Raw genomic sequence first — 17454 nt, forward strand, 5'->3', positions numbered from 1 at the left:
CGGAACATCGGGATCGGCCAAATCGCGAAGTATCGCTTGCCGCTGGCAGGGAAGATATCGATCCTGCATCGCATCAGCGGGCTTTTGCTCTTCGTGTGTCTGCCGTTCATCCTGTATCTGCTCGATCAGAGCCTCACGTCGGAAATCTCGTTCGACGCGTTCAAGGGCTTCCTCGCCAACCCCATCGTCAAGATCGTCACGCTCGTGCTGTCGTGGGCGTATCTGCATCACTTCTGCGCGGGCATCCGCTATCTGTTTCTCGACATGCATGTCGGCGTGAACAAGGAAGGCGGCAAGCAGACCGCGCTCGTTGTGCTGATCGTTTCGCTGTTGCTCACGCTCGCGATGGCCCTCAAGATCTTCGGAGTGTTCTAAACATGGCAACGCAAAATCGAGTCGGCCCGAAGCGCCTGGTCGTGGGCGCGCATTACGGTCTGCGCGACTGGCTCGCGCAACGCATCACCGCGGTCGTGATGGCCGTGTACACCGTCATTCTTCTCTTCTGGTTCTTCGGCGCGCACAACTTCTCGTATGAAGGCTGGGCGGGCATCTTCGCGACCCAGTGGATGAAGCTCGCCACCTTTGTAGCCTTGCTTTGCCTCTTCTACCACGCGTGGGTCGGCATTCGCGACATCTGGATGGACTACGTGAAGCCCATGGGCTTGCGCCTGTTCCTGCAGGTGTTGACCATCCTGTGGCTCATCGGATGCGCCGGCTACGCTGCACAGATTCTCTGGAGAGTTTAAAGAACATGGCTGCAATCAAGACTTCCCTGCCGCGTCGTCGCTTTGACGTGGTCATCGTCGGTGCGGGTGGATCGGGCATGCGCGCATCGCTGCAGCTCGCGCGCGCCGGGCTTTCCGTCGCGGTGCTGTCGAAAGTGTTTCCGACGCGCTCGCATACCGTGGCCGCGCAAGGCGGCATCGGCGCTTCGCTCGGCAACATGAGCGAAGACAACTGGCACTATCACTTCTACGACACCATCAAGGGCTCCGACTGGCTCGGCGACCAGGATGCGATCGAGTTCATGTGCCGTGAAGCGCCCAATGCCGTCTATGAGCTCGAGCACATGGGCATGCCGTTCGACCGCAATCCGGATGGCACGATCTATCAGCGCCCGTTCGGCGGTCACACGGCGAACTACGGCGAGAAGCCGGTGCAACGCGCATGCGCCGCGGCCGACCGTACCGGTCACGCATTGCTGCACACGCTGTATCAGCAGAACGTCGCGGCGAAGACGCACTTCTTCGTCGAGTGGATGGCACTCGACCTGATCCGCGACGCCGACGGCGACGTGCTCGGCGTCACCGCGCTCGAAATGGAAACGGGCGAGGTCTATATCCTCGAAGGCAAGACGACGCTGTTCGCCACGGGCGGCGCGGGCCGGATCTTCGCGGCATCGACGAATGCGTTCATCAATACCGGTGACGGGCTTGGCATGGCCGCGCGTTCGGGCATCGCGCTGCAGGACATGGAGTTCTGGCAGTTCCACCCGACGGGCGTGGCGGGCGCGGGCGTGCTGATCACCGAAGGCGTGCGCGGCGAAGGCGGCATTTTGCGTAACGCGAACGGCGATCGCTTCATGGAGCGCTACGCGCCGACGCTGAAGGATCTCGCACCGCGCGACTTCGTCTCGCGTTCGATGGACCAGGAGATCAAGGAAGGCCGCGGCGTGGGTCCGAACAAGGATCACGTGCTGCTGGACCTGTCGCACATCGGCGCGGAGACGATCATGAAGCGTCTGCCGTCGATTCGCGAGATCGCGCTGAAGTTCGCGAACGTCGACTGCATCAAGGAGCCGATTCCGGTCGTGCCGACCATCCACTATCAGATGGGCGGTATTCCGACGAACATGCACGGTCAGGTCGTGGGCACGGCCAAGGGCTACAACGATCCGGTCAACGGCTTCTACGCGGTGGGCGAATGCTCGTGCGTATCGGTGCACGGCGCGAACCGTCTGGGCACGAACTCGCTGCTCGATCTGGTCGTGTTCGGGCGTGCTGCGGGCAATCACATCATCAAGCACGCGAGCGAGATGAAAGAGCACAAGCCGCTGCCGGCCGATGCCGCCGACTTCGCGATGGAACGTCTCGCGGTGCTGGAGAAGTCGACCTCGGGCGAATACACGCAGAGCATCGCCAACGACATCCGCTCGACGATGCAGGCGCATGCGGGCGTGTTCCGCACGGCGAAGCTGCTGGAAGAAGGCGTCAGCAAGATCGCCGAAGTGGCCGAGCGCGTGAAGCACGTGCATCTGAAGGACAAGTCGAAGGTGTTCAACACGGCGAAGGTCGAAGCGCTGGAACTGGCGAACCTGATCGAAGTCGCGCGCGCGACGATGGTCTCGGCCGAAGCGCGCAAGGAAAGCCGCGGCGCGCACGCGCACAGCGACTACGAGCATCGCGACGACGAGAACTGGATGCGCCACTCGCTGTGGTTCAGCGAAGGCGATCGCCTCGACTACAAGCCGGTGCAGATGAAGCCGCTGACGGTTGAATCGGTGCCGCCGAAGGCGCGGACCTTCTAAGGCACGAACGAAGAGAATCGAAATGGCAAAGAGAATTTTTGAAGTCTATCGCTACGATCCGGACAAGGACGCGGCGCCGCGCATGCAGACGTACGAGCTCGATCTGACGCATGAACGCATGCTGCTCGACGCGCTGGTCAAGCTGAAAGAAGTCGATGAGACGCTGTCGTTCCGCCGCTCGTGCCGCGAAGGCGTGTGCGGTTCGGACGCGATGAACATCAACGGCAAGAACGGCCTCGCGTGCCTGACGAATCTGAACGAACTGCCGCAGAAGATCGTGCTGCGTCCGCTGCCGGGTCTGCCGGTGGTGCGCGACCTGATCTGCGATTTCACGCAGTTCTTCAACCAGTATCATTCGATCAAGCCGTATCTGATCAACGATACGCCGCCGCCGGAAAAGGAACGCCTGCAATCGCCCGTGGAGCGCGATGAGCTGGATGGCCTCTACGAGTGCATTCTGTGCGCGAGCTGCTCGACGTCGTGCCCGAGCTTCTGGTGGAACCCGGACAAGTTCGTGGGACCGGCGGGCTTGCTGCAAGCCTATCGCTTCATCGCGGACAGCCGCGACCAGGCGACGGGCGAACGCCTCGACAACCTGGAAGACCCGTATCGTCTGTTCCGTTGCCATACGATCATGAATTGCGTCGATGTGTGCCCGAAGGGGCTCAACCCGACCAAGGCGATCGGCAAGATCAAGGAATTGATGGTGCGGCGGGCTGTCTGAAATGGACGAATCACATCAGTCCGACCCCCTTCGCCGAGCGCGCCTTCGCTGGCGCGCGCGGCGCGGCTTGCTGGAAAACGATCTGATCTTCGAGCGTTTTTTCAGCCGATATGAGCATGACCTCAGTGACGCCGACGTGGCCGCTTTGACCCGCCTGCTGGAGCTGAGCGACAACGAATTGATGGACCTGCTGCTCGCGCGCACCGAACCGGAAGGCGATCTCGCCACGCCGGACGTGCGGCGTCTGCTGGAAATGCTGCGCTCCGTGTGATTTCAGCAGGAATTCGCGGAGTTTTGCAAAATAGGCCTGATGTAGAACAGACAGGCCGATCGAACAGTTTTGCCGCGCAGCTTCCGTCGTGCAAATTATCGAAAACCTGTACCCATACTTCGATTGAGGATGTGCTATGACCCCGTCAGATGTTAAAGCCACGCTATCGTTCAGCGACAACTCGCCGAGCGTCGAAATGCCGATCTACAAGGGCACGATGGGCCCGGACGTGATCGACATCCGCAAGTTGTACGGTCAGACCGGCAAGTTCACGTATGACCCGGGCTTCATGTCGACGGCGGCTTGCAATTCGGCGATCACCTACATCGACGGCGACAAGGGCGAGCTGCTGTATCGCGGCTATCCGATCGAGCAGCTGGCCGTGAACGCCGACTTCCTCGAGACCTGCTATCTGCTGTTGAAGGGCGAGCTGCCGAACACCGCGCAGAACAAGGAATTCGTGGACACGGTTACGCGTCACACGATGGTGCACGAGCAGATGCACTTCTTCTTCCGCGGCTTCCGTCGCGACGCGCACCCGATGGCCGTGTTGACGGCTGCTGTGGGCGCGCTGTCGGCGTTCTATCACGACTCGCTGAACATCAACGATCCGCGTCACCGTGAAGTGTCGGCCATTCGCATGATCGCGAAGCTGCCGACGCTCGTCGCGATGGCATACAAGTTCAGCATCGGCCAGCCGTTCGTGTATCCGAAGAACGAGCTGTCGTACAGCGCGAACTTCATGCACATGATGTTCTCGAACCCGTGCGAAGAGTACAAGGTCAACGACGTGCTCGTGCGCGCACTCGACCGCATCCTGATCCTGCACGCCGATCACGAGCAGAATGCGTCGACCTCCACGGTGCGTCTGGCCGGTTCGTCGGGCGCGAATCCGTTCGCGTGTATCGCGGCCGGTATCGCGTGTCTGTGGGGCCCGGCGCACGGCGGCGCGAATGAAGCCGCGCTGAACATGCTGGAAGAGATCGGCTCGGTCGACAACATTCCCGAGTTCATCAAGCAGGTGAAGGACAAGAACTCGGGCGTGAAGCTGATGGGCTTCGGTCACCGCGTGTACAAGAACTACGACCCGCGCGCAAAGCTGATGCGCGAGACGTGCTACGAAGTGCTGAACGAACTCGGCCTGCACGACGATCCGCTCTTCAAGCTCGCGATGGAGCTGGAAAAGATCGCGCTGGAAGACGAATACTTCGTGTCGCGCAAGCTGTACCCGAACGTCGACTTCTATTCGGGCATCGTGCAGCGCGCGCTGGGCATCCCGACCTCGATGTTCACGTGTATCTTCGCGATGGCGCGTACGGTCGGCTGGATCGCGCAGTGGAACGAGATGATTGCGGATCCGGAGCAGAAGATTGGTCGTCCGCGTCAGCTGTTCATTGGCCAGACGCCGCGTGAAGTGAAGCCGCTGGCGAAGCGGTAAGCGGATCGCAGTAGGTTGATCGGGAAAGCCCCGGCGAGTGATCGCCGGGGCTTTTTGTTTAAGAGGTTCCGCTGCGGCGGAAGATCATGCATAGCGCTGCATTCAAACTGCAAACACTTCTTGCAGCGTGTGTAACGCATCTGCGAGTGTCTTCTCGGCTACGGTGCCTTCCTTTTTCAAGAGTCGTATCTTGTCCACGGTGCGTATCTGATCCAAAAGGATCAACCCCTCCTTTCGCCTGAACGACAGGGGAATGCGAAAAGGCGCCGAGGTGCCTTTCGAGGTCATGGGCGCCACGATGACAGTGCGCAAGTGGTCGTGCAATTCCGGCGGCGAAACGACCACGCATGGTCGTGTCTTCTGAATCTCACTGCCAAGAGTCGGATCGAGCGCCACAAGCCAGATGTCACCGCGCGCTACCATTCGAGCTCCGTATCATCCTCGTTGCCGAACTCGCCCATGACCAGCGTGTCATCCGAAGCTGCGGCGATAGATTTGCTGGCTTCTGCCCAACCTTGGCGGGCGTTGGTTCGAGGTCGACGCAGTACGATCGCGTCATCTTCGACGTTCATCTCCACCTCGTTCTCCAGCCCCAATTGCGCCAGAAACGGCTTGGGAATCAGCACGCCCTGTGAGTTGCCCATCTTTCGGATGGTGGTTTTCATGTGATCGATCATGGCTGTTCTTGTATTTACAATGTTATTACCGTGTGCGGCGAGTCGTCAATCCACGATACGACCTCGCTCATACGGAGAACAGTCGACCAAACGGGTTAGGCCATCCTGCGGGCTCAATAAGAGCTTCACCCGTGCGATTCAATCCGCGCGCATCGAATCCCCATCCCGCTTCCCCACACACAACTCGATAAACCGCTGCACCGGCTGCGTCAGTGTCGCGCCCTTGCGCGTCGCGATGCCATAAGGCGCGCCACGCCGCTCCACGCGAATCGGCAGCACGGCCACCAGCCCGTGCTCCTCGAAATACTGCGCCACCTTCAGCGGCATCAGCCCGACCGTTCCCGCGCCGGATCGCAGCAGCGACAAGGTCGCGAACGTCGATGACGTCTCGATCGCGTAACGCGGAAACGGCACGTCCGCATCGTCGAACAACTGTTCGAGCAGCGAGCGCATCGGCAGCGTGGCTTGCGGCACGATCCACGGGTTGTCGCCCAGATCCGCCAGCGACACGTGCTCCTCGCGTGCGAGCGGATCGCCGCCATCGACGACGAAGCACACTTCCTCCACTTCGAGCGGAATGAAGTCGTAAGCCTCCGGATGCACGCTGATGCTCGGCCGCCCGATCACGAGATCGAGCAGGCGCTGATCGAGCATCGACAAGAGCCGCGCGCTGTTGTCTTCCCACACTTCGACGGAAATATCCGGCTGCACGTCGCGTAGTGATTTGAGGATCGGCGTGAGCCACACGGGCATCGAGCCCATTACGGCGCCGATGGCGAGCGTGCCGCCGCCGCCGCGCATGATCGCGGCGAGCTCGTCGCGCAATGCGCCGATCTCCGAGCGCACCGCGCGCGCATGACGGATCACGCAGCGTCCGAGTTCGTTCGGCACGATGCCGCGCGGCGAGCGCGCGAATAGCTCCGTGCCGAACATCGCCTCGATTTCACGCAGGGATTTCGTCGTCGCGGGCTGCGACAGCGATACCTGTTGCGCCGCGCGGCGCAGCGAGCCGTGATCGTCTAGCGCGATCAGAAGCGCGACGTGATTGCCGCGAAGTCTCCTCAGAATCGCATCGATACTGGTTATCACCGATATAACTCCAGCTTCTCACCTGATCGGAAGGTTTCATTATCTGGCCGCGTCGATGCCTCTTTAAACTGGCTCGGTCGATGTTCATCGCATGCAACGCGTGCGGCCCGCGCCCATCGGCGCGGCTCGATCATAGCCGGAACGCGCGCCGTGCGAGCAAACGGACATGGCCAGCAAACGCATCCACATGGAGAGAGGCAAATTGAAAAGAATCGGTATCGATGTCGGCGGCACCTTCACCGATGTCGTGATGGTGGATGACCAGACGGGGAAGATCTGGTCGACCAAAGTGCCGACGACGCCGAAGGACCGCGTCGTCGGAACGATCGAAGGTTTCCGCAAGATTCTGGAGCTTTCGGGCACGCGCAGCGAGGACGTGTCCTTCCTCGGACACGGCACGACGATGGCGACCAACATGGTCGTCGAAGGCACGGGCGCGAAAACGGCCCTCATCACGACGCGCGGCTTCCGCGACGTGCTCGAGCTGCGACGCGTCTCGCGGCACGACCGCGCCGATCTGTACGACCTGCTGTTCGACAACCCGCGTCCGCTCGTCGAGCGCCGCTGGCGGCTCGAAGTGAGCGAGCGCCTGCGTTATGACGGGCGCGTCGAGATGCCGCTCGATCAGGCCGGCCTCGAAGCGCTCGCCGATGAGATCCGCGAGTCGGATATCGAAGCGGTCGCCGTGTGTTTCCTGCACGCGCACGTGAATCCGCAACACGAGCGCGAAGCCGTCGATACGCTGCGGCGCCTGCTGCCCGACCGCTTCATCTGCGCATCGCACGAAGTCAATCCGGAAGCGATGGAGTACGAGCGCGCGAGCTCGACCGTCATCAACGCGATGCTCGGCCCCGTGTGCGGGCGCTACATCGGGCGGCTCATCAACGCGCTCGCGCAACTCGGCTTCGCGGGCAAGTTTCTGTTCATGCAATCGAATGGCGGTCTCGCGAGTCCGGCGATGGTCGCGGACAAGCCCATCGTGCTGCTCGAATCGGGTCCGGCGGGCGGCGTCTCCGCGGCGATTCGCAACTGCGAGAAGAGCGAGCTCAAGAACGCGATTCTCGGCGATATGGGCGGCACGACCTTCGATGTCTCGCTGATCCGCGATTTCCGTCCCGAGCTGCGCAACAAGAGTCTCCTGCATACCTACACCGTGCGCTCGCCGAGCATCGATATCGATTCGGTCGGCGCGGGCGGCGGCTCCATCGTCTGGATCGACGCGGGCGGCGGCGTGCGCATCGGACCGGAAAGCGCGGGCGCCGATCCCGGCCCCGCATGCTACGGACGCGGCGGCACGCGCCCGACCGTGACGGACTGCAATCTCGTGCTCGGCTATATCGATCCCGACAGCTTCCTCGGCGGCGAATTCAAGCTCGATGCGAAGGCGGCCTGGCGCGTGGTCGAGGACGTCATTGCGAAGCCTTTGGGCGTGTCGGTGCCGGAAGCCGCGCAAGTCGTGCGCTCGGTCGCGAATGCGCTGATGGCGCAGGCCATCCGCATCATGACCGTCGAACGCGGCTACGATCCGCGCGAGTTCTCGTACATCTGCTACGGCGGCGCGGGACCCGTGCACGCGGTCGATCTGGCGCACGAAATGGGTATCCGGCGCGTGGTGATCCCGCCGCTGCCCGGCCTCTTCAGCGCGTTCGGCATGACGGTCGCGGACCAGCAATACGACTATCAGCGGCCGCTCGAAAGCGATCTCGCCATGATCGACGATGCCGCGCTGCATCAGGCGCTCGACGAACTCACGGCGCAAGGCATGGAAGAGCTCGCGCGTCATGGCGTCGATCGTGACGGCGTGAAAGTCGTGCGTCTCGCGGATTGCCGCTACGCCGGCCAGCCCGACGTGATCACCGTCGAAGTGCAGGACGAGGCGCAAGGCATCCGCGCCGCGCTCGCACAGGCGTTCGAGCGCGCGCATCAGCGGCAATGGAACTTCGTCAGCAAGGACAAGCCGGTCGTCGTCGCCAACGTGCGTCTGCAACTCGTGACGAGCACGGGCTGGCGCGGCGGCGTCGCGGGGCGCGATGGCGGCATCGTGCCGAAGCCGGTCCGCACGCGCGACGTGTATTTCGACGGCGGCGTGCGCACGCTGCCCGTGTTCGCGCGCACCGAGATTCCCGTCGGCGCGACGATCGAAGGGCCAGCCGTGATCGAAGAGCACAGCAGTTGCGCGGTGCTGAAGGCGTCGCATGTCGCGCGCGTCGATCCTGACCTCAACCTCGTCATTGAACTGGCAGCCTGAATTCATGGACATCGTTACATACGAAATCATTCGCAGCAGTCTCTTCGCGGTCGCGCGTGAAATGAAGATCGCGATGATGCGCACGGCGGGCAGCCCGCTGATGCACGCGAGCGGCGACTCGTCGGCCGCGATCTTCGACGCCGACATGCAGCTCATCGCGCAAGGCAACGACATCCCGACGATGCTCGGCTCCGCGGTCATCTCGACGCGCGTCTCCGTCGAAGCGGTGGGCCGCGAGAACCTGCGCCCCGGCGACGTGATCATCAGCAACGACGCGTATGTCGGCGGCGGCAATCATCAGCCCGACGTGCAGTTCACGCGTCCGGTCTTCGCGGACGGCAGGATCGTCGCGTTCGTGATGACGCGCGGGCACTGGACCGATATCGGCGGGCAATCGCCGGGCAGCTACACGGTCACGACGTGGGACGTGTTCGCGGAAGGCATCCGCATTCCGCCGGTCTTTTTGTATCGCAACGACGAGCCGGTGCAGGACATGCTCAACCTGCTCACGAAAAACAGCCGCAACGCGCATGAGCTGCTGCTCGACATTCAGGCGCAATACGCGGGCACGTTCGTCGGCGACAGGCGTATCGGCGAACTCGTCGCGAAGTACGGCGCCGAAGCGCTCGCCGAAGTGATGAGCCAGAGCCTCGATCATTCGGAGAAGCTGATTCGCGCGGAAATCGCGCGCATTCCGGACGGCGTGTACGAAGCCGAGGAGTATCTCGATCCGATCGAAGCGCCGGGCTGGAAACAGGAACGGCCGCTCCTGAAAGTGAAGATCACGAAGGAGGGCGACCACATCACATTCGATTACACCGGTACGGGCGCGCAGGTGCGCGGCGGCATCAACTGTCCGCTGTCCGTCACGTGCAACAGCACGTGGTTCACGGTGAAGGCGCTGACCGATCCGGGCATTCCGATCAACCAGGGATGTTATCGGCCGGTGACGATCATCGCGCCCGAAGGCAGCGTGCTGAACTGCCGCTATCCGGCATCGGTCGTGTCGGGCAATACGGAGACGTCGCCGCGCGTCATCGACCTGCTGCTGAAGGCGCTCGCGCCGGCGGTGCCGGAGCGCATCACGGGGCAGAGCAACTGCGCGTCGTGCGCGGGCATCTTCAGCGGACGCGACACGGACGCCGCGCGCATCGCGCGAACGGGCCAGGAGTTCGTCACGATGCACGATGTCCACGCGGGCGGCATGGGCGCGCGTGCGCAAAAGGACGGCGTGAGCGGCGTGCGCGTGTACGTGGGCAATGCGGGCAGCCAGTCGATCGAGATGATCGAGACGACTTCGCCGCTCGTCGTCGAGGAATGGTCGCTCGTGACGGACAGCGGCGGCGCCGGAAGGCGGCGCGGCGGGCTCACGTCGCGGCGCGTGTATCGTGTGGAGTATGACGAAGCGACCTTCACGGTGTCCGGCGAGCGCGGCCGCTCGGCGCCCGAGGGCCATTTCGGCGGACTGCCCGGCACGCGCTTCCACTGCATCGTGCAGCGCGCGGACGGCAGCGAGCACCGGGTCGCGGCGAAGGGCGGGCAGACGGTCGTGTATCGCGGCGATCGCGTGATGGTGCAGCCGGCGGGCAGCGGCGGCTATGGCGATCCGCGCGAACGCGAACACGATCGTGTCGCGGCCGATATCGCCGATGGCTACATCAGCGCCGATGCCGCCGCGCGTCTCTACGGCGATCGCGGGAACGCGCTCGCGGCGGAAAGCGCGGACGCATCGCTCGCGGTGGCGGCCGAATGAGCATGGATGCGGACATGACGAAGCCCTTGCCGCTCGCGGGCGTGTGCGTGGTCGAGATCGGCCACAGTCTCGCCGCGCCTTACGCGGGCATGATTCTCGGCTCGCTGGGCGCGGAGGTCATCAAGATCGAAAGCGCGGAGGGCGGCGATTACGCGCGCGACTGGGGCCCGCCTTTCGTCGATGGCGCCGCCGCGCTCTTTCATGCGGTGAACCACGGCAAGTCGAGCATCGCGATGTCGCTGTCGAATGCCGATGAAGCGCAAGCGCTGCGCGAGTTGATCGCGCGCCGCGCCGATGTCGTCCTGCAGAACCTGAAGGCGGGCGGCACGGAGAAGTACGGTCTCGGCGGCGAAGCGATGCTGCGCATGAAGCCCTCGCTCGTCTACTGCAATCTCGGGGCGTTCGGCAGCGCCGGACCGCTGCGCGACAAGCCCGGTTACGATCCTCTCGTGCAGGCGCTGTCCGGCCTGATGAGCTTTCTCGGTCAGCCGGGCGAGCCGCTGTCGCGCATCCCCGTGTCGGTGAACGATATGGGCACGGGATTGTGGGCGGCCATCGGCGTGCTCGCCGCGCTCTTCCGGCGGCAGGCGAGCGGCGCGGGCGAGATCGTGTCGGTGTCGCTCTACGAGACCGCGATCAGCTGGGCGGGCATCCAGATCGCCGACTATCTGGCGTCGGGCGTGCTGCCCGGACGCTGGGGCTCGGGCACGGCGGCGATCGTGCCGCATCAGGCGTTCGAATGCGCCGACGGCACCATCATGGTCGCGGCCGGCAACGACCGCCTGTTCCGGCGTCTTTGCGACGTGCTCGCGGTGCCCGCGCTCGCGGACGATGCGCGCTTCGTCACCAACGGCGCGCGCGTCTCCAATCGCGTCGAGCTGATCGACCTGCTGCACCTCGAGTTTCGCAAAGAGGGCACGGCGCACTGGCTCGCGGCGCTCGATGCGGCCGGCATTCCGTGCGGGCCGATCCAGACGATCGATCAGGTCGTCGCGCACGAGCAGACGAAAGCGCTCGACCTGCTGCGCACGACCGACGACGGCGCGGCGACCGTCGTAGGCGTGCCGATTTCATTCGGCGGCGCGCGGCCCGCGCATACCGGCGTCACGCCGAAGCTCGGCGAACACAACCATCTGCTGGCGAAAGCGCCACTGGAGACACCTTGAAGATTGCATCGCAACTGGGCAGCGCGCTCGACACGCTGACCCTCGAAGAAATCGATCAACAGATTCTCGTCGTCACGCTGAATCGCCCGGAAGTGTCGAACGCGATCAGCACGACGATGGGCCACGAACTGATCCGCGTATTCGGCGCCCTCGAAGCGGACCCGGCGCAGTATCGCTGCGTGATCCTCACGGGCGCGGGCGAGCGCGCGTTCTGCGGCGGCGCGGATCTCAAGCAGCGCGAAGGCATGACCGACGAGCAGTTCGGCGTGCAGCACTATCTGTTCGAGCGCATGAACCGCGCGCTCACGTATTGCCCGGTGCCGGTCATCTGCGCGGCGAACGGCTCGGCGGTGGCGGGCGGGCTCGAACTGCTGCTCGCGTGCGACTTCGCGTATGCCGCGAAGAACGCGGTGTTCGGCTTTACCGAAGTGAAGCGCGGCATCATGCCGGGCGGCGGCGGCACGCAGCAGTTGCCGCGCACCATCGGCGCGCGGCGCGCGAAAGAGCTGATCTTCCGCGGCGCACGTTTTTCCGCCGATGAAGCGCTCGCGTGGGGCGTCGTCAATCGCCTGTGCGAGCCGGGCCGCGTGCTCGCCGACGCCATCGACGCCGCGCGCGACATCTGCACGAGCGCGCCGCTTTCGGTTGCGCAGGCGAAGAAGGCCATCGACCTCGGCATGCAGGGCGATCTGCGCACCGGCCTTTACCTGGAGATCGAAGCGTATAACCGCCTGATTCCGACGGAAGACCGGCTCGAAGGAATCAGCGCCTACAACGAAAAGCGCTCGCCTCAATTCAAAGGCCGCTAGCCAGCCACGCGACGGCCGACACAACACCCGGAAACACCGGAGGAGACAGACATGAACCCCGATATCGGCAGTTTCGACAGACCGCAGGCGGAAGCGACCTACGGCAAGATCACGCGCAGGCTGATCCCGTTTTTGTTCCTGTGCTACGTGTTCGCGTTTCTCGATCGCATCAACATCGGCATTGCGCAGCTCGACATGAAGCACGATGTCGGCTTCAGCGATCTCACCTATAGCGTCGGCGCCGGCATCTTCTTTCTCGGCTACGTGCTGATGGAAGTGCCGAGCAATCTGCTGCTCGCGCGCATCGGCGTGAAGCGCACGTTCTCGCGCATCATGATCCTGTGGGGCTTGATCGCATCGGCGACGGCGTTCGTCACGCTGCCTTCGCATCTCTATACCGTGCGCTTTTTCCTCGGCCTTGCCGAAGCGGGGCTGTATCCCGGCGTGATTTTCTATCTGACGCGCTGGTATCCGGTCGAGCGGCGCGCGAAGGTCATCGCGATCTTCACATGCGCGACGGGCATCGCGGGTCTCTTTGGCGGGCCGCTGTCGGGCGCGCTGATGACCTACTTCAACGGCTGGTTCGGGCTGCACGGCTGGCAGTGGATGTTCATCGTGCAAGGCTTGCCCGCGAGCGTGCTCGGCGTGGCCGCGTTCTTCTTCCTCGACGATTCCCCGCAGAAGGCGAAATGGCTCACCGAAGGCGAGAAGGCGCTCGTGCAGGATGACATCCGCAAGAGTTCGAGCGTGTCGGCGAAGCATGCGGAGCATACGTTCGGGCGCGCGCTCGCGGACTATCGCGTCTATGTGATGGGTTTCGTGTGGTTCACGCAGATCGCGGGCGTGTTCGCGATCGGCTTCTGGCTGCCGACGCTCATCAAGAGCGCGGGCGTGTCGAGCGCGTTGCAGATCGGCTGCTATTCGGCGATTCCGTACTTCGTGAGCTGGATCGCGCTCATCACGCTGAACCGTCATTCGGACCGCACGATGGAGCGCCGCTGGCACTGCGCGATCGCGATGCTGTTCGGCGCGGCGGGGCTTGTCGCCGCGGCGTTCACGGGCGGCAATCTGGCGCTCTCGCTGGTCGCGCTGTCGGTGGCGACGGCGGGCATCCTCGCGCCCAATCCCCTCATCTGGGCGATCTCGACGGACTACATCCGCGGCAGCGGCGCGGCGGGCGGCGTCGCGATGATCAACTGCCTGGGCCTGCTCGGCGGCTTCGTGAGCCCGATGATCATCGGCTCGATCAAGACCATGACCAACAGCATGGCGGGCGGCCTCGGCGCGATCGCGGTCCTGATGGTGATCGGCGCCATCGCGGCCGTGGTGCTCGCGCCTTCGACCTCGGCCGCGCCTTCAGACGACGGCCACAAGGAAGAAAGCGGCGAAGCAGTGGCGGATGCAACCATTTGACTGGACAAGAACGATGACTGATGCAGCAGTGCAGATTCGCGAAGTCGGCTTGCGGGACGGCTTGCAGATGGTGCGCACGATTCTCACGAGCGAACAGAAGCTCGCATGGTGCGCGCGGATGGTCGATGCGGGCGTGCGCGATATCGAAGTGACGTCCTTCGTGCCGCCGAAGATCGTGCCGCAGTTCGCGGACGCGGTCGAGGTCGCGGCGGGCGCGCTCGCCATCGACGGCCTTCATGCGGCGGCGCTCGTGCCGAACCTCAAAGGCGCGCAACGCGCGTTCGAGGTCGGCTTGCGGAAGGTGCACTACGTGCTTTCCGCGAGCAACGAGCACAACATGAAGAACGTGCGGCGCAGCACGGCGGACTCGGTAGAGGATTTCGCGCGCATCGTCGCGGCGCGCGACGATGCCGCTCGGGGCGTCGTGCTCGGCGCGGGCGTGGCGACGGCGTTCGGTTGCACGATCGCGGGCGAGGTGGACGAGCGCATCGTGCTCGGGCTCGTCGAGACGCTCATCGAGGCGGGCGCGGGAGAAATCACCATCGCCGATACCGTCGGCTATGCGAATCCCGCGCAGGTCTACGCGCTGATGCGTCAGGTCATGTCGCTGGTGGGGGATGTGCCGGTAGCCTGCCATTTCCACGATACGCGCGGCCTCGGCCTCGCCAACGTGATGGCCGCGCTCGATGCGGGCGTGCGCGCGTTCGATGCCTCGCTCGGCGGTCTCGGCGGCTGCCCGTTCGCGCCGAACGCGACGGGCAACATCAACACCGAGGACACCGTGTTCATGCTCGAAGCGCAGGGCATGACAACGGGCATCGACATCGACAAGCTGCTGGCGATCCGCGAGAGCGTGTCCGCATGGCTGCCGGGCGAGCCGTTCACGGGCGCCATCGCCCGCGCGGGCCTGCCGAAGACGTTCGCGCGGGCGGAGGCCGTGGCGGCTTGACGCGTGTGCGCTAGGACCGGGCCGCCAGCCGTTCCAGCAGATCGACGAGCAGATCCGGCGCGAGCACCATCGCGTCGTGTCCGGTATCGATCGACTCCCAGGCCCAGCCGGGCAGCACCTTGACGCGCTCGCGCACGGGCGCGAGCGTGTCGTATGACGGATTCGCGCAATGCACGTAGGTGCAGGGCAGGCCGTTGCCCAACGGATGCTTCAGCGCGAGCGGCGTCGTGTAGGTCGCGAGCGGATGCGGCGTCAGGCGGCGGCGCACCCATCCCGCAAGCGGATGGTCCTCCGGTATGCCCGTGCCCACGAGTCCGTTCACGGGCATCGCGAGCGTCTGGCCGCTCGCTTTCACCGCCTTCATGCGCTCCTCGACGACGCTCGGTGGCAGCACATCGAACCCCGCCTGTCCGCTTTCGACGAGCAGACTGTCGAGAAACACGAGCGAGCGGATCGGCTGCGGCACGCGGTCCGCGACGCCCGAAGCGACCAGCCCGCCGAAGCTGTGTCCCACGATAACGACGTCCGTCAACTCTTCCGCTTCGATCAGATTTTCGATGTCCTCGATGCATACATCGAGCGACGTCGCCGCTTCGAGCAGATGCCGGCGCTCGCCGAGCCCGGTCAGCGTCGGCGCGAACACGCGATGACCGCGCGCCACGAGCCTGTCGACGACGAAGCGCCAGCACCAGCCGCCATGCCATGCGCCGTGGATCAGCAAAAACGTGCTGCGGGCGGTTTCTTCTTTTGTCATCGCGATTCTCCGGTTGTCTCGCCGCCGCCGATCGTATCAGCGAACGACGCCCGCAGTCATCCGGGTAGTGTTTATCCGGGTACTGTTGCCACCACGCAAGCCACTGTTTTTATTGGATTTTTTCGTAGACTGGTACTACCCGGGCGCCCCTTGACGGTGGCATAATCGACCCACAAGTGGTCAAACCCATCCCCGCAGTCATACACGAAAGCGCTCACCATGGCACAGACTCTCTACGACAAACTGTGGAACACGCACGTCGTCCACACGGAAGAGGACGGCACCTCGATCCTCTACATCGACCGTCACCTGCTGCATGAAGTGACGAGCCCGCAGGCCTTCGAAGGCCTGAAGCTCGCCGAGCGTCCGGTGTGGCGCATCAGCGCGAATCTGGCGGTGTCGGACCACAACGTGCCGACAACCGACCGTTCGCACGGCATCGCCGATCCCGTCTCGAAGCTGCAGGTCGATACGCTCGACGCAAACTGCGATAGCTTCGGCATCACGCAGTTCAAGATGAACGACCTGCGCCAGGGCATCGTGCACATCATCGGGCCGGAGCAGGGCGCCACGCTGCCCGGCATGACGATCGTCTGCGGCGACTCGCACACGTCCACGCACGGCGCGTTCGGCGCGCTCGCGCACGGCATCGGCACGTCGGAAGTGGAGCACGTGCTCGCCACGCAAACGCTCCTGCAGAAGAAGAGCAAGAACATGCTCGTGAAGGTGGAAGGCGCGTTGCCGCGCGGTTGCACGGCGAAGGACATCGTGCTCGCGATCATCGGCAAGATCGGCACGGCGGGCGGCACGGGCTACGCCATCGAATTCGGCGGCTCGACCATCCGTTCGCTGACGATGGAAGGCCGCATGACCGTCTGCAACATGGCGATCGAAGCGGGCGCGCGCGCCGGCATGGTCGCCGTGGATGACACCACCATCAACTATCTGAAGGATCGTCCGTACTCGCCGCAGGGCGTCGAGTGGAATCAGGCGGCCGAGTACTGGCGCCAGTTCAAGTCGGACGAAGGCGCGCAGTTCGATCGCGTCGTCGAGATCAATGCCGCCGAGATCGTGCCGCAAGTGACGTGGGGCACGTCGCCGGAAATGGTCACGTCGATCGACGGCCGCGTGCCGGATCCCGAGAAGGAAAAGGACCCCGTCAAGCGCGATGCGATGGAACGCGCGCTGACCTACATGGCGCTGCAACCGAACACGCCAATCGAATCGATCCAGCCGGACAAGATTTTCATCGGCTCGTGCACGAACGCGCGTATCGAAGACCTGCGCGCGGCCGCGTATGTCGTGAAGTCGCTGGGCAAGCGCGTGGCATCGAATATTCGTCTCGCGATGGTCGTGCCGGGCTCGGGCCTCGTGAAGGCGCAAGCCGAGCGCGAAGGTCTCGACAAGATCTTCACGAACGCCGGCTTCGAATGGCGCGAGCCGGGCTGCTCGATGTGCCTCGCGATGAACGCCGACCGCCTGGAGCCGGGCGAGCGCTGCGCATCGACCTCGAACCGCAACTTCGAAGGCCGTCAGGGCGCGGGCGGACGCACGCATCTCGTGAGCCCCGCGATGGCCGCCGCCGCCGCGATCGAAGGCCACTTCGTCGACGTCCGCAAGCTCGCTTAACTGGAAA

The 17454-nt window shown here is 64.1% G+C and carries 17 protein-coding genes; 13 read left to right on the plus strand and 4 right to left on the minus strand.

All coding sequences use genetic code 11. From position 1 onward, the window contains the following. From sdhC to gltA, 6 genes are all read left to right on the plus strand, one after another. On the plus strand, positions 1-375 hold a 375-nt coding region (sdhC, locus tag AC1Z32_RS26080; RefSeq protein WP_483481742.1), incomplete at its 5' end, for a succinate dehydrogenase, cytochrome b556 subunit. Between the two features lie 2 nt (positions 376-377). Next, on the plus strand, positions 378-746 hold the full coding sequence (sdhD, locus tag AC1Z32_RS26085) for a succinate dehydrogenase, hydrophobic membrane anchor protein (RefSeq protein ID WP_483481743.1): 369 nt from the start codon (positions 378-380) through the stop codon (positions 744-746). 5 nt (positions 747-751) lie between these two features. Beyond that, positions 752-2527, plus strand: coding sequence for a succinate dehydrogenase flavoprotein subunit (gene sdhA / locus AC1Z32_RS26090; protein WP_483481744.1), 1776 nt, complete (start codon positions 752-754; stop codon positions 2525-2527). A gap of 22 nt (positions 2528-2549) precedes the next feature. Then, entirely contained in the window at positions 2550-3251 is a 702-nt protein-coding gene (locus tag AC1Z32_RS26095; RefSeq protein WP_014193767.1) for a succinate dehydrogenase iron-sulfur subunit, read from the plus strand. A gap of 1 nt (position 3252) precedes the next feature. Beyond that, positions 3253-3522, plus strand: a complete 270-nt coding sequence (locus tag AC1Z32_RS26100; RefSeq protein ID WP_062613327.1) for an FAD assembly factor SdhE — start codon at positions 3253-3255, stop codon at positions 3520-3522. A gap of 136 nt (positions 3523-3658) precedes the next feature. Continuing rightward, on the plus strand, positions 3659-4960 hold the full coding sequence (gene gltA, locus AC1Z32_RS26105; RefSeq protein ID WP_483481745.1) for a citrate synthase: 1302 nt from the start codon (positions 3659-3661) through the stop codon (positions 4958-4960). A 102-nt stretch (positions 4961-5062) separates the two neighbouring features. On the opposite strand, the gene AC1Z32_RS26110 is transcribed toward gltA, so the two are convergent. From AC1Z32_RS26110 to AC1Z32_RS26120, 3 genes are all read right to left on the minus strand, one after another. Next, complete coding sequence (locus AC1Z32_RS26110) at positions 5063-5383, minus strand: type II toxin-antitoxin system PemK/MazF family toxin (protein ID WP_483481746.1); 321 nt, start codon at positions 5381-5383, stop codon at positions 5063-5065. After that, on the minus strand, positions 5377-5625 hold the full coding sequence (locus AC1Z32_RS26115) for an AbrB/MazE/SpoVT family DNA-binding domain-containing protein (RefSeq protein WP_483481747.1): 249 nt from the start codon (positions 5623-5625) through the stop codon (positions 5377-5379). The genes AC1Z32_RS26110 and AC1Z32_RS26115 overlap by 7 nt, the downstream gene beginning before the upstream one ends. Before the next feature lie 150 nt (positions 5626-5775). Continuing rightward, positions 5776-6726: a LysR family transcriptional regulator gene (locus AC1Z32_RS26120; protein WP_483481748.1), complete on the minus strand. Its 951-nt coding sequence runs from the start codon at positions 6724-6726 to the stop codon at positions 5776-5778. 202 nt (positions 6727-6928) lie between these two features. On the opposite strand from AC1Z32_RS26120, the gene AC1Z32_RS26125 reads away from it, so the two are divergent. From AC1Z32_RS26125 to AC1Z32_RS26150, 6 genes are read left to right on the plus strand one after another with little or no spacing between them, the layout of a single operon-like run. Beyond that, a complete protein-coding gene (locus AC1Z32_RS26125; RefSeq protein WP_483481749.1) occupies positions 6929-8974 on the plus strand; it encodes a hydantoinase/oxoprolinase family protein in 2046 nt (681 codons plus the stop codon). Positions 8975-8978: 4 nt separating this feature from the next. Next, on the plus strand, positions 8979-10727 hold the full coding sequence (locus AC1Z32_RS26130) for a hydantoinase B/oxoprolinase family protein (RefSeq protein ID WP_483481750.1): 1749 nt from the start codon (positions 8979-8981) through the stop codon (positions 10725-10727). A 14-nt stretch (positions 10728-10741) separates the two neighbouring features. After that, positions 10742-11893 carry a CaiB/BaiF CoA transferase family protein gene (locus tag AC1Z32_RS26135; RefSeq protein ID WP_483481751.1) on the plus strand — a complete coding sequence of 384 codons (1152 nt, stop codon included), beginning with the start codon at positions 10742-10744 and terminating at the stop codon, positions 11891-11893. Then, a complete protein-coding gene (locus AC1Z32_RS26140) occupies positions 11890-12702 on the plus strand; it encodes an enoyl-CoA hydratase-related protein (RefSeq protein WP_483481752.1) in 813 nt (270 codons plus the stop codon). Before AC1Z32_RS26135 ends, AC1Z32_RS26140 begins: the two co-directional genes overlap by 4 nt. 51 nt (positions 12703-12753) lie before the next feature. Beyond that, positions 12754-14115: an MFS transporter gene (locus AC1Z32_RS26145; RefSeq protein WP_483481753.1), complete on the plus strand. Its 1362-nt coding sequence runs from the start codon at positions 12754-12756 to the stop codon at positions 14113-14115. A 13-nt stretch (positions 14116-14128) separates the two neighbouring features. Further along, a complete protein-coding gene (locus tag AC1Z32_RS26150) occupies positions 14129-15064 on the plus strand; it encodes a hydroxymethylglutaryl-CoA lyase (RefSeq protein ID WP_483481754.1) in 936 nt (311 codons plus the stop codon). A gap of 10 nt (positions 15065-15074) precedes the next feature. Here the strand turns inward: AC1Z32_RS26150 and AC1Z32_RS26155 are convergent, their stop codons facing one another. After that, on the minus strand, positions 15075-15818 hold the full coding sequence (locus AC1Z32_RS26155) for an alpha/beta fold hydrolase (protein ID WP_483481755.1): 744 nt from the start codon (positions 15816-15818) through the stop codon (positions 15075-15077). A gap of 219 nt (positions 15819-16037) precedes the next feature. Between AC1Z32_RS26155 and leuC the strand changes: the two genes are divergently transcribed. Next, the gene (gene leuC, locus AC1Z32_RS26160; RefSeq protein WP_483481756.1) at positions 16038-17447 is read left to right on the plus strand and encodes a 3-isopropylmalate dehydratase large subunit; all 1410 of its coding nucleotides are present in this window, start codon (positions 16038-16040) and stop codon (positions 17445-17447) included. Positions 17448-17454: the final 7 nt, after the last annotated feature.

The sequence above is a fragment of the Caballeronia sp. 11_S32 genome, from assembly GCF_056930355.1.

What these genes read in the sequence shown, in the direction of transcription:
- sdhD (WP_483481743.1), top strand. Translation starts at nt 378, where the DNA reads ATGGCAACGCAAAATCGAGTCGGCCCGAAGCGCCTGGTCGTGGGCGCG.
- sdhA (WP_483481744.1), top strand. Translation starts at nt 752, where the DNA reads ATGGCTGCAATCAAGACTTCCCTGCCGCGTCGTCGCTTTGACGTGGTC.
- AC1Z32_RS26095 (WP_014193767.1), top strand. Translation starts at nt 2,550, where the DNA reads ATGGCAAAGAGAATTTTTGAAGTCTATCGCTACGATCCGGACAAGGAC.
- AC1Z32_RS26100 (WP_062613327.1), top strand. Translation starts at nt 3,253, where the DNA reads ATGGACGAATCACATCAGTCCGACCCCCTTCGCCGAGCGCGCCTTCGC.
- gltA (WP_483481745.1), top strand. Translation starts at nt 3,659, where the DNA reads ATGACCCCGTCAGATGTTAAAGCCACGCTATCGTTCAGCGACAACTCG.
- AC1Z32_RS26110 (WP_483481746.1), bottom strand. Translation starts at nt 5,383, where the DNA reads ATGGTAGCGCGCGGTGACATCTGGCTTGTGGCGCTCGATCCGACTCTT.
- AC1Z32_RS26115 (WP_483481747.1), bottom strand. Translation starts at nt 5,625, where the DNA reads ATGAAAACCACCATCCGAAAGATGGGCAACTCACAGGGCGTGCTGATT.
- AC1Z32_RS26130 (WP_483481750.1), top strand. Translation starts at nt 8,979, where the DNA reads ATGGACATCGTTACATACGAAATCATTCGCAGCAGTCTCTTCGCGGTC.
- AC1Z32_RS26135 (WP_483481751.1), top strand. Translation starts at nt 10,742, where the DNA reads ATGACGAAGCCCTTGCCGCTCGCGGGCGTGTGCGTGGTCGAGATCGGC.
- AC1Z32_RS26145 (WP_483481753.1), top strand. Translation starts at nt 12,754, where the DNA reads ATGAACCCCGATATCGGCAGTTTCGACAGACCGCAGGCGGAAGCGACC.
- AC1Z32_RS26150 (WP_483481754.1), top strand. Translation starts at nt 14,129, where the DNA reads ATGACTGATGCAGCAGTGCAGATTCGCGAAGTCGGCTTGCGGGACGGC.
- AC1Z32_RS26155 (WP_483481755.1), bottom strand. Translation starts at nt 15,818, where the DNA reads ATGACAAAAGAAGAAACCGCCCGCAGCACGTTTTTGCTGATCCACGGC.
- leuC (WP_483481756.1), top strand. Translation starts at nt 16,038, where the DNA reads ATGGCACAGACTCTCTACGACAAACTGTGGAACACGCACGTCGTCCAC.